Genomic DNA, 16,875 nt, shown 5'->3' with positions numbered 1-16,875 from the left:
TGCCGCGGCCTGAACCGTCCGGACGCGGCACACGTGAGTACGAGTGACCCCTTCTCCCCACCGCCCGGGGAGAAGGGGCCATTCGTCCAGGCCCTCGATGGGCCGACAGGTCTAAACCAATTATCTGAAGGCTCTTGTCACCCGGCCCTCTGGCTGATGAGCTATGGCCTGGGACACATAGGCACATAGGACGCCCTGGGAAAGGGAGATGTCGTGAGCAACGAAAGCCTGGCCAACCTCTTGAAGGAAGAGCGGCGGTTCGCGCCGCCGGCCGAGCTGGCCGCGCACGCCAACGTGACGGCGGAGGCGTACGAGCAGGCCGAGGCGGACAGGCTTGGCTTCTGGGCCGAGCAGGCGCGCCGGCTCACCTGGGCCACGGAGCCCACCGAGATCCTCGACTGGTCGAACCCGCCGTTCGCCAAGTGGTTCGCCGACGGCACGCTCAACGTCGCGTACAACTGCGTGGACCGCCATGTCGAGGCGGGCCTCGGCGACCGGGTCGCCATCCACTTCGAGGGCGAGCCGGGCGACAGCCGGGCCCTCACCTACGCCGAGCTCAAGGACGAGGTCTCCAGGGCGGCCAACGCCCTGACCGAGCTGGGTGTCCGCAAGGGCGACCGGGTCGCGGTCTATATGCCGATGATCCCCGAGGCGGCCGTCGCGATGCTGGCCTGCGCCCGGATCGGCGCGGCGCACTCGGTGGTCTTCGGCGGCTTCTCGGCCGACGCCGTGGCGTCCCGTATCCAGGACGCCGACGCCAAGCTCGTCATCACGGCGGACGGCGGCTACCGCCGGGGCAAGCCCAGCGCGCTCAAGCCCGCCATCGACGAGGCCGTCGCCAAGTGCCCGCAGGTCGAGCACGTGCTGGTCGTCCGCCGCACCGGGCAGGACACCGCCATCACCGAGGGCCGGGACGTGTGGTGGGACGACATCGTCTCCCGCCAGTCGGCCGAGCACACCCCCGAGGCGTTCGAGGCGGAGCACCCGCTCTTCATCCTGTACACGTCCGGTACGACGGGTAAGCCCAAGGGCATCCTGCACACCTCCGGTGGCTACCTCACCCAGGCGGCCTACACCCATCACGCCGTCTTCGACCTGAAGCCCGAGACCGATGTCTACTGGTGCACCGCCGACATCGGCTGGGTGACCGGCCACTCGTACATCGTGTACGGACCGCTGGCCAACGGCGCGACGCAGGTGATGTACGAGGGCACGCCGGACACTCCGCACCAGGGCCGCTTCTGGGAGATCATCCAGAAGTACGGCGTCTCGATCCTCTACACGGCGCCGACCGCGATCCGTACGTTCATGAAGTGGGGGGACGACATCCCCGCCAAGTTCGACCTGTCGAGCCTGCGCATCCTCGGCTCGGTCGGCGAGCCGATCAACCCCGAGGCCTGGATCTGGTACCGGGAGCACATCGGCGCCGGCAGGACCCCGATCGTGGACACCTGGTGGCAGACCGAGACCGGCGCGATGATGATCTCCCCGCTGCCGGGCGTCACCGAGACCAAGCCGGGCTCCGCCCAGGTCCCCCTGCCCGGAATCTCCGCGACCGTCGTGGACGACGAGGCTCACGAGGTGCCCAACGGCGGCGGTGGCTATCTGGTCCTGACGGAGCCGTGGCCGTCGATGCTCCGCACCATCTGGGGCGACAACCAGCGCTTCATCGACACCTACTGGTCGCGCTTCGAGGGCAAGTACTTCGCCGGCGACGGCGCGAAGAGGGACGACGACGGCGACATCTGGCTCCTGGGCCGCGTCGACGACGTCATGCTCGTCTCCGGCCACAACATCTCGACGACCGAGGTGGAGTCCGCACTCGTCTCCCACCCGAAGGTCGCCGAGGCGGCGGTCGTCGGCGCGGCGGACGAGACGACCGGCCAGGCCATCGTGGCGTTCGTGATCCTGCGCGGTACGGCGAGCGAGGACGAGGGCCTGGTCGCCGAGCTGCGCAACCACGTGGGCGCGACGCTCGGACCGATCGCCAAGCCCAAGCGGATCCTGCCCGTGGCGGAGCTGCCAAAGACCCGCTCGGGCAAGATCATGCGCCGGCTGCTGCGTGACGTCGCGGAGAATCGTCAGCTCGGCGATGTCACGACCCTGACCGACTCCTCGGTCATGGACCTGATCCAGACGAAGCTGCCGTCGGCAGCCTCGGAGGACTGAGCCGCACGGAGGACTGAGTCCGCACGGACCACTGAGTCCGCGCGGTCGGTCGAGACCGCACGGTCGGCCGAGACCGCACGGTCGGCCGATTCCGCGTCACACCGCATGGGGCACCCGGAGCAAACGCGCCGGGTGCCCCTTTTTGCGCATAAGGTGAAGATCACCGGATGCACCCTTGCGCACCAAGGCAAGTTCTTAGGTAAAGTAATGACTGCATCAAAGTCGCGACAAGAAAAACCTAGGTGTGCCGGGAAGTCTGGTCGGCGTGTGCTCTGACGTGCCTATCCGACCGGAGGTCCCCGCCCGTGGCCGCGCCCAACCCCACCGCCCGTAAGTTCCTCGGACGCCTCTCCCTGCCCGAGCGGACCTTCGTGGCGGATGCGCTGCGCACCGAGACCGTCGGCGGCATCCTGCTGCTCGTCGCCTCGGTCGCCGCCATCCTCTGGGCGAACACGCCCCTCGGCCGCAGCTACGAGGCCGTGAGCGACTTCCACATAGGCCCGGCCGCACTCGGCCTCGATCTGTCCCTCCAGCACTGGGCGGCCGACGGGCTGCTCGCGATCTTCTTCTTCGTCGCCGGTATCGAGCTCAAACGCGAGCTGGTGGCCGGCGAACTGCGCGACCCGAAGGCCGCGGCCCTCCCCGTCATCGCGGCCATCTGCGGCATGGCCGCGCCCGCGCTCGTGTACGCGCTGGTCAATGCGATCGGCGGCGGCTCCATGGCCGGCTGGGCGGTGCCCACGGCCACCGACATCGCCTTCGCGCTCGCCGTCCTCGCGGTCATCGGCACATCGCTGCCGTCAGCGCTCCGCGCGTTCCTGCTGACCCTCGCCGTCGTCGACGACCTCTTCGCGATCCTGATCATCGCCGTCTTCTTCACCAGCGATCTGAACTTCGCCGCGCTCGGCGGGGCGGTCGTCGGCCTCGGCGTGTTCTGGCTGCTGCTGCGCAAGGGCGTCCGCGGCTGGTACGTGTACGTCCCGCTCGCCCTGATCATCTGGGGCCTGATGTACAACAGCGGCGTCCACGCCACCATCGCCGGTGTCGCGATGGGCCTGATGCTGCGCTGCACCAGGCACGAGGGCGAGGCCCACTCCCCCGGTGAGCACATCGAGCATCTGGTCCGGCCCGTCTCCGCCGGTCTCGCCGTCCCGCTCTTCGCCCTGTTCTCGGCCGGGGTGAGCGTCTCGGGCAGCGCGCTGCACGCCGTCTTCAGCCGGCCCGAGACCCTCGGCGTCATGCTCGGTCTGGTGGTCGGCAAGACGCTCGGCATCTTCGGCGGCACCTGGCTCGCCGCCCGCTTCACCAGAGCCGAGCTCAACGACGATCTGGCCTGGCCGGACGTCTTCGCCGTGGCCTCGCTCGCCGGGATCGGCTTCACCGTCTCCCTCCTCATCGGCGAGCTGGCCTTCGCCGGGGACGCCGCGCTGACGGACGAGGTCAAGGCCGCGGTGCTGCTGGGCTCCTTCACCGCCGCCGTGTTCGCCTGTGTGCTCCTGAAACTGCGGGTACGCAAGTACCAGGCGCTGTACGAGGAGGAGGAGCGCGACGAGGACCAGGACGGCATCCCCGACGTGTACGAACAGGACAATCCGGAGTACCACCTGCGCATGGCCGCGATCTACGAGGAGAAGGCCGCGGAGCACCGGCGCAGGGCGGAACTCGCGGATGCGTCGCGCGGCGACGGCGACAGTCCGGCATGATCTGACGACAGACCGAAGCAGAGATGAGGGAGTCAGCGATGAGCGAGCCCGGCAGCACAGCCACCGCCGTCGAAGCCGTGCGTGACGCGGTCGGACCGGTACGGCTGGCCGGTGCCGACAAGAGCGTGGGCCAGCTGGTCGCGTCGGCGACCGCCGAGATGTCCGCCCTGGTGCACGACGAGATCGCGCTGGCCAAGGCCGAGCTCAGGCAGGACGTCAAGCGGGGCGTGACCGGTGGTGTGTCCGGCATGGTCGCCGGGGTCCTCGCACTCTTCTCCCTGCCGGTGCTGAGCTTCGCCGCCGCGTACGGGATCCACAATCTCGGCCTGGGTCTCGCCTGGTCGTTCCTGATCGTGGGTGCGGCGTTCCTGCTGCTGGCGGGCCTGGCCGGCCTGCTGGCCATGACCAAGTTCAAGAAGGTCAAGCCGCCGGAGCGGTCCATCGCCTCGGCCAAGCAGACGGCTGCCGTGCTGCAGAACGTGAAGCCGCATCCCCGTCAGGCCAAGGACCCGTCCACTTCTGTGGCACGCTCGTCTGCATGACGGCCCCTGATACGCCCTCTGTCGGCAACGGAAACAGCACCGGAAACGGTGGTGGCCCCGTACGCATCGATGGGCCCTGGACCCATCGCGACGTGGCGGCCAATGGTGCGCGCTTCCATATCGCGGAGCTGGGCGACGGGCCGCTGGTGTTGCTGCTCCATGGCTTTCCGCAGTTCTGGTGGACGTGGCGGCATCAGCTGACCGCTCTCGCCGACGCCGGGTTCCGCGCCGTCGCGATGGACCTGCGAGGGGTCGGCGGCAGCGACCGCACGCCCCGGGGTTACGACCCCGCGAACCTCGCGCTCGACATCACGGGTGTCGTGCGGTCCCTCGGCGAGCCCGACGCGGCTCTCGTCGGTCACGATCTCGGCGGATACCTCGCCTGGACGGCGGCCGTGATGCGGCCCAAGCTGGTGCGCCGGCTCGCGGTCTCCTCGATGCCGCATCCGCGCCGCTGGCGCACCTCGATGCTCGGCGACTTCGCGCAGAGCCGCGCCGGGTCGTACGTATGGGGCTTCCAGCGGCCGTGGCTGCCGGAGCGTCAGCTGCTCGCGGACGACGCGGCCTTGGTGGGCCGGCTGATCCGGGAGTGGTCCGGTCCGCGCCCGCCCGAGGAGGAGGCGCTGGAGGTCTATCGGCGGGCCATGTCCATTCCGTCGACGGCGCACTGCTCGATCGAGCCGTACCGGTGGATGGTGCGCTCGATCGCCCGTCCCGACGGTGTCCAGTTCAACCGCCGGATGAAGCGTCCGGTCCGGGTGCCGACGCTGCATCTGCACGGTTCGCTGGACCCCGCGATGCGCACGCGCAGCGCGGCGGGCTCGGGCCAGTACGTCGAAGCGCCGTACCGCTGGCGGCTGTTCGACGGGCTCGGCCACTTCCCCCATGAGGAGGATCCGGCCGCCTTCTCCAACGAGCTCATCAACTGGCTGAAGGATCCCGAGCCCGACCGGTGAGTTCGGCCGGGTGCCGGGCGGCCGCCCGTGACCCGAGGCGCGGGGGAACGGGTGTGCGGCGAACGGGGTTTGCCCGGCGCATAGGCCAATTGGCGGGCCCCGATGCGGTTACCGACCTTGGGGCACGGGCACACGTCGGGGTATGGGCTGGACGCACGACTACAGTGACACAGCACGCAACTCCCGCTCGGCCTCCGCGCCGGTCGCGGACGAAAGGGGCGGCCCTCAGGGGCGGGGCCATGATCCCCGGCTGGGGATTCCCCGCATCCTGCGCCGCCGGGCCCGCTGGGTCTCGGCGCGACTGCGCCATCCTCGCGGCTGACGCCCGTCATCACCGACGCCATCACACCCGTCACCCGTCCGGGCGACGACCGGATCAGAGCGCGCAGCCCTGGCTGTCGACCTGCTGGTTGGCCGTGCGGCCGCGTGTGATGTCGTCGCGGATCTCGTCGGCCGTCAGCACGTAGCCGGTGTTGGCGTCGTCGAGCGAGCGGGCGAAGATCACGCCGTACACCTCACCGTCGGCGGTGAGCAGCGGACCGCCGGAGTTGCCCTGGCGGACCGTCGCGAACAACGAGTAGACATCGCGGCGCACTTCACCGCTGCGGTAGATGTCCGGCCCGTTGGCGTCTATGCGGCCGCGGACGCGCGCGGAGCGTACGTCGTACGAGCCGTTCTCCGGGAAGCCGGCGACGATCGCGCTGTCACCGGTACGGGCGTCGGTGTCGGTGAACCGGAGCGGCGGCGCCTTCAGGTCCGGCACATCGAGTACGGCGATGTCGCGCCGCCAGTCGTAGAGGACGACCTTGGCGTCGTACCGCCGGCCCTCTCCGCCTATCTGGACGGTCGGCTCGTCGACTCCGCCGACGACGTGCGCGTTGGTCATGACGCGGCGCTCGGCGAAGACGAAGCCGGTGCCTTCGAGGACCTTGTTGCAGCTCGGGGCCGTGCCGACGACCTTGACGATCGAGCGCTGGGCACGGGCCGCGACCGGGCTGTCGACCAGCGCCGGGTCGGGGGCCCGGACCTCGGTGATGGGCTCGTTGGCGAAGGGGCTGAAGACCTGCGGGAAGCCGTTCTGCGCGAGGACCGAGGAGAAGTCGCTGAACCATGTGGAGGCCTGGGTCGGCAACACCTCGGATACGCCGAGGAGGACCTTGGAGTTGCGGACCTCCTTGCCGAGCGTCGGCAGGGACGTTCCCGCGAGGGCGGAACCGATGAGCCAGGCCACCAGCAGCATCGCGAGCACGTTGACGAGAGCGCCACCGGTCGCGTCGAGGGCGCGCGCCGGTGACCAGGTGATGTGGCGGCGGAGCTTGTTGCCGAGGTGGGTGGTGAGGGCCTGGCCGACGGACGCGAAGACGATCACGATCACGACGGCGACGATCGCGGCCGTCGTGGACACCTGCGCCTCGTCCGTCACCCGGTCCCAGAGGAACGGGAGCAGATAGACGGCGACCAGTCCACCGCCGAGGAACCCGATCACCGAAAGGATGCCGACGACGAAGCCCTGGCGATAGCCGACGACCGCGAACCACACGGCGGCGACCAGCAGCAGGATGTCCAGCACGTTCACCGTCGTCAGCCTCGCAGATTCGTCGTCCGGCGCTCCGTCCGGCCGGTGGTACGCGGGTCAGCTCCCGGTGAAGCCGAGCCGGACACCGGGGAAACACAGCACGTGGGCAACGGTCTCATGCGCGCCAGTCGAGCGTGACCTGCTTCGCCCGGTCCCATGGTCGTTCCCAGCCCGCGAAATGAAGAATGCGGTCGATCACTCCGGCGGTGAAGCCCCAGACCAGAGCCGATTCGACCAGAAATGCCGGACCCAGGTGGCCGCTGGGATGGACGGTCGTCGCACGGTTGGCCGGGTCCGTGAGATCCGCCACGGGGACCGTGAAGACGCGGGCGGTCTCGGCCGGATCGACGGCGACGACGGGGGTGCGATCGCGCCACCAGCCGAGGACCGGGGTCACGACGAAGCCGCTGACCGGGATGTAGAGCCGGGGGAGCACGCCGAAGACCTGGACGCCGGCCGGGTCCAGGCCGGTCTCCTCCTGAGCCTCGCGGAGGGCGGCGCGCAGCGGGCCGATGGTGGCGGGGTCGCCGTCCTCCGGGTCGAGAGCGCCGCCGGGGAACGACGGCTGTCCCGCGTGCGAGCGGAGGCTGCTCGCACGCTCCATGAGCAGCAGCTCGGGGCCCCTGGCGCCCTCTCCGAAGAGGATGAGCACAGCGGACTGCCGGCCTCCGCTCTCGGGCGGCAGAAACCGGCTGAGCTGCTCCGGGGCCACGGTCCTGGCGGCCCGGTCGACGGGCGCGAGCCATTCGGGCAGGCCGTCACGGCTCACGGCCACGTCACCGCCGGCCACATCGCCGTCGTACGTCTCATGTGTGCGTGTCATGGGCACCCCCGTGGTGTGCAACGTGTGCGGTGACCGGGATCGTTCCGCGACCGGGCCGGGCCATGAGGGCGCGACGACCCGCGAGGCGGGGCGAGGTGTGCGTACAGGTCACACAGACCCCAGTGGGGGTGCCGGCTTGCCCGGGTAGTCCGGCGGGGGGTTCAGGCGCTGGCCGGGGTAGCCGCCCTTCTCGTACTTGAGGAGCTTCCGCGCCTTCTCCGGGTCGGTCTCACCCTCCCCGTACGCCGGGCAGAGGTGGGTGATCGGGCAGGCGCCGCACGCGGGCTTGCGGGAGTGGCAGATACGGCGGCCGTGGAAGATCACCCGGTGGGAGAGCATCGTCCACTCGCTCTTCGGGAAGATCGCGCCGACCTCCGCCTCGATCTTGACCGGGTCGTCCTGGTCCGTCCACTTCCAGCGCCGGGCGAGCCGCATGAAGTGCGTGTCGACGGTGATACCCGGCACCCCGAACGCGTTGCCCAGCACCACGAACGCCGTCTTGCGCCCCACGCCCGGCAGCGTCACGAGGTCCTCCAGCCGACCAGGGACCTCGCCGCCGAAGGTGTCCCGCAGGGCCGTGGAGAGACCGATCAGGGACCTCGCCTTGGCCCGGAAGAAGCCGGTGGGCCTGATGACCTCTTCCAGTTCCTCCGGGACGGCCGCGGCCATGTCCTCGGGCGTCGGGTACTTCGCGAAGAGCGCCGGGGTCGTCTGATTGACCCGCAGATCCGTGGTCTGGGCGGAGAGGACCGTCGCGACGAGCAGCTCGAAGGGGTTCCGGAAATCGAGCTCCGGATGGGCGTACGGATACACCTCGGCCAGCTCGCGGTTGATCCGGCGGGCGCGCCGGACCATCGCCAGACGCGACTCCGGCTTGGCGGACGCCTTCGCAGCCGCACCCTTTCCGGCCGGCACCTTCGCGGCCGCGGCCTTCCCCGACGACGTCTTCGCGGTCGACGTCTTCGGGGTCGACGTCTTCGAGGTCGATGTCTCCGCGGTCGGCTCCTTCGAGGTCTTCGGCGAGGCCTTGACCGCCTTGGACGTCTTCCTATTTGTCGCTTTTGCTACTTTTGCCGCTGTGGCCGAAACCTGTTCGCCCACAGCGGAATTCTGCTCCCCTGCCACTCTTCCGGCCCCCTCGGCCTGTGCTCTCACCGGCGAATTGGACACCCGGCCAGCCTAAGGGCCACCGCCGACATCCGCCCCGGCCATGGCCGATCACCACTCGAATCGGCCCCTGCCGCACAGCAGGACGGGCCGGTGCGTCAAACTTGTGGTGGACCCTTGTGATCGATCGCACTGTTTTCCCGTGCGGCATCATGGGGACCACCGTCCCCTGAGCAGGTCGACAAGGAGAGAACTCGTGGACGACGTTCTGCGGCGCGCCCCGCTCTTCGCGGCGCTCGATGACGAGCAGGCCGCGGAGCTCCGCGCCTCGATGAGTGAAGCGACGCTCGCCCGCGGCGATGCGCTCTTCCACGAGGGCGACCCCGGCGACCGCCTCTACGTGGTCACGGAAGGCAAGGTCAAGCTCCACCGGACCTCCCCCGACGGCCGGGAGAACATGCTGGCGGTGCTCGGCCCCGGCGAGCTGATCGGCGAGCTGTCCCTCTTCGACCCGGGCCCGCGTACGGCCACCGCCACCGCCCTCACCGAGGTCAAGCTCCTCGGCCTGGGCCACGGCGACCTGCAGCCCTGGCTGAACGTGCGCCCGGAGGTGGCCACCGCCCTGCTGCGCGCCGTCGCCCGCCGGCTGCGCAAGACCAACGACCAGATGTCCGACCTGGTCTTCTCGGATGTCCCGGGCCGTGTCGCCCGCGCGCTCCTCGACCTGTCGCGCCGCTTCGGTGTGCAGTCGGAGGAGGGCATCCACGTGGTCCACGACCTCACCCAGGAGGAGCTGGCCCAGCTCGTCGGCGCCTCCCGCGAGACCGTCAACAAGGCGCTCGCCGACTTCGCGCAGCGTGGCTGGCTCCGGCTGGAGGCCCGTGCCGTCATCCTGCTGGACGTGGAGCGCCTCGCGAAGCGTTCGCGCTAGCCCCGTCCGCGTCCCGCGTGACACGGACGGCCGTACGGCCGTCCAGGAGCGCAACACACGCACACGCCGCACACGAAGGGGCCGCCCGGCAGTTCGCCGGACGGCCCCTTCGCGTACGCACGGACGGACGATCAGCGCTTGCTGCCGTCCACGATCAGCGGGTTTCCGCTGCCGCCGCCGCACGGCACGGCGTACACCGGGTTCTTCGCCGCCGCTTCCTTGTAGGCGTCGATGCACTGGTTCAGCAGGACCTTGTCCGTCAGCGAGTTGCTGAGGATCTTGTTCGCGCGGGCGATGCCCTCCGCCTCGATACGGCGCCGCTCGGCCTCGGCCGTCGCCGTACGGGCGGCCTCCGTCGCCCGCTCCGTCGCCTGCTGCTGCTGGATCTTGCGGTCGATCTGGTCCTGCAGCCGGTCGGACGGCTTCACATTGCGCAGGTTGACCGTGGTCACATCGATCCCGCGCGGAGCCAGCCGCTCCTTGATGAGCCGGCCGATCTCGGTGTTGATCTTCTCGCGGTCCGAGGCGTAGCCCTGCTCGCTGGTGTAGCGGGCGAAGACGTTACGGACGATCTCCCGGCTGTCCGGGTAGACCAGCCGCTGCTGAATGGCGTCCTCACTGCCTGCGAGCTTGTAGAGCTCCACCGCCTTCGACGGGGTCACCGCCCACTTGACCGTGAGCTCGGCGTACATGACGCCGCCCTGGACGGAGCGCACCTCGACGACGTCCTTGTCGGAGAGGTTGAGGTCGACCGGACGGGTCGAGAACGTCGTCACGTTGGTGAAGGGCGACTTGACGTGCATGCCCGAGGTCATGGGCGTGCCGACCTTGCCGAAGGCGACCGGTACGCCGACCTCGTACGCGCTGACGACGTAGACCATGCTGGCGATGCCTGCGAACAGGCCGGCTGTCAGCGCCGCGCCGGCGCCGATCTTGAGGCCCCGGTTCTCACCGCCACGGGCGACGAAGAACATCACCACCGCGGCGATGACAAGCAGGATGGACACGACGAACACGGCTTCCCCCCGAGTGCGAAAAAACGCTGAAGTAAGCGGAGCGTAAAGCACTACGGGTGAAGCGCACAGGGCGGGTCCGGGTCCCCACGGGCGGGACCTCACCGCCGGGTTCCCGCCGGGGGTCGGCAGCCGGCGGAGCGTCCTAGATCAGGCCGTGCTCGCGCAGATACTCCAGTTGCGCCCGCACCGAGAGCTCGGCCGCGGGCCACAGCGACCGGTCCACGTCCGCGTACACGTGCGCCACCACATCGGCCGCCGTGCGGTGGCCGTTCTCGACGGCCGTCTCGACCTGGGCGAGGCGGTTCGCGCGGTGGGCCAGATAGAACTCGACCGCGCCCTGCGCGTCCTCCAGCACCGGGCCGTGCCCGGGAAGCACCATGTGCACCCCGTCGTCGACGGTCAGCGAGCGCAGCCGGCGCAGTGAGTCGAGATAGTCGCCGAGGCGGCCGTCCGGATGCGCGACGACGGTCGTGCCACGCCCGAGGATCGTGTCGCCCGTGAGCACGGCCCGGTCGGCGGGCAGATGGAAACAGAGCGAGTCGCCGGTGTGGCCGGGCGTGGGGACGACCCGCAGCTCGAGGCCGCCGGTACGGATCACCTGGCCCGCCGCGAGCCCCTCGTCGCCGAGACGCAGGGCCGGGTCGAGGGCGCGCACCTTCGTGCCGGTCAGCTCGGCGAAGCGGCCCGCCCCCTCGGCGTGGTCCGGGTGCCCATGGGTGAGCAGGGTCAGGGCGATCCGCTTCCCTGCCTTCTCGGCGGTCGCGACGACGTTCTGGAGGTGTATGTCGTCGAGCGGGCCCGGATCGATGACGACGGCGAGATCGGAGTCCGGCTCGGAGACGATCCAGGTGTTGGTGCCGTCCAGGGTCATCGCGGACGGATTGGGCGCGAGGACGTTGATCGCGCGCGCGGTCGCGGGCCCGGACACCACCGCGTCGCGCGGCTGGCCCGGGAGCACCGATGCGTTCGTCATCGCGTGCCTCCCGTCGAGCCGGTCGATCCCGTCGGTCCGGTCGGTCCTGCCGGTCCCGTCGGGATGTGCTTGGTGAACTCGTCGTGGCCCGGCCAGCTGAGGACGAGTTCCCCTTCCTCCAAGCGTGCCTGAGCCAGGATCGGTGCCAGGTCCTGGCCGGCGGCCGCCGCGAGGGCGTCCGTGGCGGCCGCGTACCGCCCCAGCACCCGCAGCGTGGCGATGGTCGGCGGCATCATCAGCAGCTCACCCTTGTCGTACCCGGCGGCGGCGTCCGCGGGCCTGATCCACACCGTACGGTCGGCTTCGGTGGAGGCGTTCCTCGTCCGCTGGCCCTGGGGCAGCGCGGCGACGAAGAACCAGGTGTCGAAGCGGCGGGGTTCGAACTCCGGAGTGATCCAGCGGGCCCACGCGCCCAGCAGGTCCGAACGCAACACCAGCCCTCTGCGGTCCAGGAACTCGGCGAACGACAGCTTCCGGTCGACGAGCGCCGCCCGGTCCGCCTCCCAGTCGTCGCCCGTGGTGTCGTCGACGACCGAGTCCGCGGTCTCGCCGGCGAGCAGGACGCCCGCCTCCTCGTACGTCTCGCGGACGGCCGCGCACACGATGGCCTGCGCGGACGGCTCGTCCGCCACCCCGAGCCGCTCCGCCCACTCCGCGAGGGGAGGGCCGGCCCACCGGATCGGCCTCGAGTCCCGCTCGTCCACTCCACCGCCGGGATAGACGTACGCGCCTCCGGCAAAGGCCATGGAGGCGCGGCGGCGCAGCATATGGACGTGTACGCCCTCGGAAGTGTCCTTGAGCAGCATCACGGTCGCCGCCCGCCGGGGGGTGACGGCGGTGATCTCGCCCTCGGCGAGCGCCCGGATCCGGTCGGGCCATTCCGGTGGGTACCACTGACCATTGGACATGGGCGGATGCTATGCGTTCACGCGAGGATGTTCGAGAGGCGGCCGCCACCGCCCGTTTCCCCTCGATCGCCTCACCCGGCTCCCGCAGCAGCGTCCCGGCGGCCTTCCCCCAGTGCACGGCAACGGCCCCGCCCCGCCGGGATTCCGGCAAGGACGGGGCCGTGGCAGCGCTCGCAGCCCGACAGGACGACGCGGTCCTGGACGCGAACCGGTCGGCAGGACCGGACGGCTGGATTGGACTGCAGACCGGACGGCTCGGCGACTCAGCCCTGGACGAGCTCCACCTGGATCTCGACCTCGACGGGGGCGTCCAGCGGCAGCACCGCGACACCCACCGCGCTGCGCGCGTGCACACCCTTGTCGCCGAGCGCCGCGCCGAGCAGCTCGCTCGCGCCGTTGACGACGCCCGGCTGTCCGGTGAAGTCGGCGGCGGAGGCGACGAAGCCGACCACCTTCACGACGCGGGCGACACGGTCCAGGTCACCGGCGACCGACTTCACGGCGGCCAGCGCGTTCAGCGCACAGGTGGCGGCCAGTTCCTTGGCCTCCTCCGGGGTGACCTCGGCGCCCACCTTGCCGGTCACCGGAAGCTTGCCCTCGACCATCGGGAGCTGGCCCGAGGTGTAGACGTACGGGCCGGACTGCACGGCCGGCTGATAGGCCGCCAGCGGCGGTACGACGCCGGGGAGCGTCAGCCCGAGCTCCGCGAGCTTGGCCTCCACGACACCGCTCATGACTTCTCCCGCTTCAGGTAGGCCACGAGCTGCTCGGGGTTGTTCGGCCCGGGGACGACCTGGACGAGCTCCCAGCCGTCCTCGCCCCAGGTGTCCAGGATCTGCTTGGTCGCGTGCACGAGAAGGGGCACGGTCGCGTATTCCCACTTGGTCATGGAGCCGACTGTAGCCGCACCGGCGGACAGCCCCGTGACACAGCTCGTGCCACTGCCCGTGGCAGGGCCCGTGCGACCGACCGTGCCAAGCCCGCGAGGCGCCCACGGAGGCCAACGGACGCCATGGGACGTGCTCACCCGGAACACCCGCGGGACGCACGGACCCGCCCAAGCCGACCCGGGGTCGCTTAGCCCACGGGCCGACTGGTTAGGCTCGAAGACGTGAGCAGGCTTCAGGTCGTCAGCGGCAAGGGCGGTACCGGTAAGACGACGGTCGCCGCGGCCCTCGCGCTCGCCCTCGCGACCGAGGGAAAGCGCACTCTTCTCGTCGAGGTCGAGGGCAGGCAGGGCATCGCGCAGCTCTTCGAGACGGAGGCGCTGCCCTACGAGGAACGCAAGATCGCCGTCGCTCCGGGCGGCGGCGAGGTCTTCGCGCTGGCCATCGACGCCGAGCGGGCCCTCCTCGACTACCTCCAGATGTTCTACAAGCTGGGCTCGGCGGGCCGGGCGCTCAAGAAGCTCGGCGCGATCGACTTCGCGACGACCATCGCCCCGGGCGTCCGGGACGTCCTGTTGACCGGCAAGGCCTGTGAGGCCGTGCGCCGTCGGGACAAGAGCGGGCAGTACGCCTACGACTACGTCGTCATGGACGCCCCGCCGACCGGCCGCATCACCCGCTTCCTGAACGTGAACGACGAGGTGGCGGGTCTGGCCAAGATCGGCCCGATACACAATCAGGCCCAGGCCGTGATGCGCGTGCTCAAATCCGCCGAGACCGCGGTGCACCTGGTGACGCTGCTGGAGGAGATGCCGGTCCAGGAGACCGCGGACGGCGTCGCCGAGCTCCGCGCCGCGGACCTCCCGACCGGCCAGGTGATCGTCAACATGGTGCGGCCGCACATCCTCGACGAGGAGGCGGTACGGACCGCGGCGACCACGAGCCGCCGCCGGGACATCGCCAAGTCGCTGACCGCGGCGGGCGTCAGCGGCTCGGCCAAGCTGGTCGGGCCCCTGCTGGAGCAGGCCGCCGAGCATGCGCAGCGGGTCGAGCTGGAGCGCGAACAGCGCGCCGCGCTGGAGGAGCTGCGGTTGCCGACGTACGAACTCCCCCTGCTGAGCGAGGGGATCGATCTGGCCGGGCTGTACCAGCTGGCGACCGAACTGCGAAAGCTCGGGGTGAACGGATGACGTCGACCATGACGCACGGCATCGCACTGCAGGACACGCCGCTGCTGGAGATCGATCCGCTGCTCGACGACCCGGGCATCCGCATCGTCGTGTGCTGCGGATCCGGCGGCGTCGGCAAGACGACGACGGCGGCGGCCCTGGGCGTACGGGCGGCCGAGCGCGGCCGCAAGGCGGTCGTCCTCACCATCGACCCGGCGCGCAGACTGGCCCAGTCGATGGGGATCGACCTGCTCGACAACACCCCGCGCCGGGTGCCCGGCATCGAGGGCGACGGGGAACTGCACGCCATGATGCTCGACATGAAGCGCACCTTCGACGAGATCGTCGAGGCGCACGCGGACCCCTCACGGGCCCGCGCGATCCTGGAGAACCCCTTCTACCAGTCCCTGTCGGCCGGTTTCGCGGGCACGCAGGAGTACATGGCGATGGAGAAGCTGGGCCAGCTCCGGGCGCGTGACGAGTGGGACCTGATCGTGGTCGACACTCCCCCGTCGCGGTCGGCGCTGGACTTCCTGGACGCTCCGAAGCGGCTCGGGTCGTTCCTCGACGGCAAGTTCATCCGGCTGCTGATGGCCCCGGCGAAGATGGGCGGCCGGGCCGGGATGAAGTTCCTGAATGTCGGTATGTCGATGATGACCGGCACGCTCGGGAAGCTGCTGGGCGGTCAGTTGCTGCGTGACGTCCAGACCTTCGTGGCGGCGATGGACACGATGTTCGGCGGGTTCCGCACCCGCGCGGATGCCACGTACCGGCTGCTTCAGGCACCCGGCACGGCCTTTCTCGTGGTCGCCGCCCCCGAGCGGGACGCGCTGCGCGAGGCGGCGTACTTCGTGGAGCGGCTTGCGGCGGAGGAGATGCCGCTGGCCGGGCTGGTGCTCAACCGGGTCCATGGCAGTGGCGCCGCCCGGCTGTCGGCCGAGCGGGCGCTCGCGGCCGCGGAAAATCTTGACGAGAGCGGCATTGTGGATCAGGAGGCCGGGAAGGCTGCTGTTCGTGACTCCACGGGCTCCTCTTCCACCTCTCCCGCCGTGGAGTCGGCCCCCGGGCAACCCTCGGCTCCCCCTACCTCACAACTGACCGCGGGTCTGCTGCGTCTGCATGCCGAACGGATGCAGGTCCTCGCTCGAGAGCAGCGCACGCGCGACCGATTCACCGCGCTTCACCCGGAGGTGGCGGTGGCCGAAGTGGCCGCCCTGCCGGGCGATGTGCACGATCTGGTGGGTCTTCGGACCATCGGCGACCGGCTCGCGACCGGTGGCGGTTCGGCCGGAGCTGCGTAACGAGTCGCGACGGCAGGCGCCTACACCCACGCCTCCGCGTAGCTGACCCGGCCTGACCCGACCCGCATTCGTCCCCGTGTGTCACCGGGCACGTCACCGCGCACGTCTCTGCATGCGTCGCGGACGCCTCGGCGCATGGCACGGCACGCGTCGCGGACGCGGAGCCCGCGGTCACAGAGCGGCCGGAGCCACTGGTGAGCAGACCCCAGCCGCGCGACGGAACGTGATACCTGACGTGACGAGACGAGGAGGGACGTACCGCGGGAGCTACCCCACGGCCGCGTACGTCTCGTACGTCTCGTCGTCCTCGAGGCCCACGGGCAGGATGCCCGCGCTCCGCTCGTACTCGGTACGCGCGGTTTCGAGCAGTCGGCGCCAGGAGGTGACGGTGGGACGCCTGCGCAGCAATGCGCGCCGCTCCCGTTCGGTCATGCCACCCCACACGCCGAACTCGACACGGTTGTCGAGCGCGTCGGCCAGGCACTCGGTCCGCACCGGGCATCCGGTGCACACCGCCTTGGCCCTGTTCTGCGCCGCTCCTTGTACGAACAGTTCATCCGGATCGGTAGTGCGGCAGGCTGCCTGCGCACTCCAGTCGGTTACCCAGCCCATGCCGGCGCCGTCCTCTCCCGAATCGAGGCTCCCCCACGGCGGCAGCGGCATATTCACCGCTGCCAGTTGAGGACGTTACGGAAGGTGGGCACAGCGCAACACCCCCTTCGGGCCCAATCTTGAATGGCCCGAACGGACTATGCGTAAGCGGCAGATCACCCGGAGGAGTGAGCTGAGGGCATACGTGACAAATCCGGCATTC

The 16,875-nt window shown here is 70.2% G+C and carries 17 protein-coding genes; 8 read left to right on the top strand and 9 right to left on the bottom strand.

Annotation, left to right across the window (positions count from 1 at the left end):
* The first annotated feature begins 213 nt into the window (after positions 1-213).
* The 5 genes from acs (at position 214) to OG766_RS19610 (ending at position 5,692) form a co-directional block, all read left to right on the top strand.
* Positions 214-2,169: an acetate--CoA ligase gene (gene acs / locus OG766_RS19630; protein ID WP_328725886.1), complete on the top strand. Its 1,956-nt coding sequence runs from the start codon at positions 214-216 to the stop codon at positions 2,167-2,169.
* A gap of 305 nt (positions 2,170-2,474) precedes the next feature.
* Complete coding sequence (nhaA, locus tag OG766_RS19625) at positions 2,475-3,872, top strand: Na+/H+ antiporter NhaA (RefSeq protein WP_266381115.1); 1,398 nt, start codon at positions 2,475-2,477, stop codon at positions 3,870-3,872.
* Between the two features lie 38 nt (positions 3,873-3,910).
* Positions 3,911-4,414, top strand: a complete 504-nt coding sequence (locus OG766_RS19620; protein WP_266381114.1) for a phage holin family protein — start codon at positions 3,911-3,913, stop codon at positions 4,412-4,414.
* On the top strand, positions 4,411-5,370 hold the full coding sequence (locus OG766_RS19615) for an alpha/beta fold hydrolase (protein ID WP_266381113.1): 960 nt from the start codon (positions 4,411-4,413) through the stop codon (positions 5,368-5,370). The genes OG766_RS19620 and OG766_RS19615 overlap by 4 nt, the downstream gene beginning before the upstream one ends.
* A gap of 142 nt (positions 5,371-5,512) precedes the next feature.
* Complete coding sequence (locus tag OG766_RS19610; RefSeq protein ID WP_093653883.1) at positions 5,513-5,692, top strand: hypothetical protein; 180 nt, start codon at positions 5,513-5,515, stop codon at positions 5,690-5,692.
* Between the two features lie 54 nt (positions 5,693-5,746).
* On the opposite strand, the gene OG766_RS19605 is transcribed toward OG766_RS19610, so the two are convergent.
* The 3 genes from OG766_RS19605 to nth all read right to left on the bottom strand — a co-directional run bounded on the left by OG766_RS19605 (position 5,747) and on the right by nth (position 8,894).
* On the bottom strand, positions 5,747-6,946 hold the full coding sequence (locus tag OG766_RS19605) for a MarP family serine protease (protein WP_328725885.1): 1,200 nt from the start codon (positions 6,944-6,946) through the stop codon (positions 5,747-5,749).
* A 115-nt stretch (positions 6,947-7,061) separates the two neighbouring features.
* The gene (locus OG766_RS19600) at positions 7,062-7,769 is read right to left on the bottom strand and encodes an NUDIX hydrolase (RefSeq protein ID WP_266381111.1); all 708 of its coding nucleotides are present in this window, start codon (positions 7,767-7,769) and stop codon (positions 7,062-7,064) included.
* 108 nt (positions 7,770-7,877) lie between these two features.
* A complete protein-coding gene (nth, locus tag OG766_RS19595) occupies positions 7,878-8,894 on the bottom strand; it encodes an endonuclease III (protein WP_443045513.1) in 1,017 nt (338 codons plus the stop codon).
* A gap of 238 nt (positions 8,895-9,132) precedes the next feature.
* On the opposite strand from nth, the gene OG766_RS19590 reads away from it, so the two are divergent.
* Entirely contained in the window at positions 9,133-9,807 is a 675-nt protein-coding gene (locus tag OG766_RS19590; RefSeq protein ID WP_018845857.1) for a Crp/Fnr family transcriptional regulator, read from the top strand.
* Between the two features lie 131 nt (positions 9,808-9,938).
* Here OG766_RS19590 and OG766_RS19585 read toward each other — a convergent pair whose 3' ends face one another.
* From OG766_RS19585 to OG766_RS19565, 5 genes are all read right to left on the bottom strand, one after another.
* Positions 9,939-10,823 carry a prohibitin family protein gene (locus OG766_RS19585; protein WP_323137297.1) on the bottom strand — a complete coding sequence of 295 codons (885 nt, stop codon included), beginning with the start codon at positions 10,821-10,823 and terminating at the stop codon, positions 9,939-9,941.
* 142 nt (positions 10,824-10,965) lie between these two features.
* Positions 10,966-11,796: an MBL fold metallo-hydrolase gene (locus OG766_RS19580; protein ID WP_266381108.1), complete on the bottom strand. Its 831-nt coding sequence runs from the start codon at positions 11,794-11,796 to the stop codon at positions 10,966-10,968.
* On the bottom strand, positions 11,793-12,704 hold the full coding sequence (locus OG766_RS19575) for an NUDIX hydrolase (RefSeq protein ID WP_266381107.1): 912 nt from the start codon (positions 12,702-12,704) through the stop codon (positions 11,793-11,795). Before OG766_RS19575 ends, OG766_RS19580 begins: the two co-directional genes overlap by 4 nt.
* A 263-nt stretch (positions 12,705-12,967) precedes the next feature.
* Positions 12,968-13,438: a RidA family protein gene (locus OG766_RS19570; protein WP_328725884.1), complete on the bottom strand. Its 471-nt coding sequence runs from the start codon at positions 13,436-13,438 to the stop codon at positions 12,968-12,970.
* On the bottom strand, positions 13,435-13,593 hold the full coding sequence (locus OG766_RS19565) for a DUF4177 domain-containing protein (protein ID WP_017947820.1): 159 nt from the start codon (positions 13,591-13,593) through the stop codon (positions 13,435-13,437). Before OG766_RS19565 ends, OG766_RS19570 begins: the two co-directional genes overlap by 4 nt.
* 222 nt (positions 13,594-13,815) lie before the next feature.
* Here OG766_RS19565 and OG766_RS19560 point away from each other — a divergent pair, with 222 nt between their 5' ends.
* Positions 13,816-14,781, top strand: coding sequence for an ArsA family ATPase (locus OG766_RS19560; protein WP_266381105.1), 966 nt, complete (start codon positions 13,816-13,818; stop codon positions 14,779-14,781).
* Complete coding sequence (locus OG766_RS19555; protein ID WP_266381104.1) at positions 14,778-16,061, top strand: ArsA family ATPase; 1,284 nt, start codon at positions 14,778-14,780, stop codon at positions 16,059-16,061. The genes OG766_RS19560 and OG766_RS19555 overlap by 4 nt, the downstream gene beginning before the upstream one ends.
* A 267-nt stretch (positions 16,062-16,328) precedes the next feature.
* Here OG766_RS19555 and OG766_RS19550 read toward each other — a convergent pair whose 3' ends face one another.
* The gene (locus OG766_RS19550; protein WP_266381103.1) at positions 16,329-16,673 is read right to left on the bottom strand and encodes a WhiB family transcriptional regulator; all 345 of its coding nucleotides are present in this window, start codon (positions 16,671-16,673) and stop codon (positions 16,329-16,331) included.
* Positions 16,674-16,875: the final 202 nt, after the last annotated feature.

The sequence above is a fragment of the Streptomyces sp. NBC_00259 genome (assembly GCF_036181745.1).
Lineage (GTDB): Bacteria > Actinomycetota > Actinomycetes > Streptomycetales > Streptomycetaceae > Streptomyces > Streptomyces pratisoli.
Note: the sequence above shows the minus strand (reverse complement) of the source record. Positions and strands in the feature narration are given on the sequence as shown.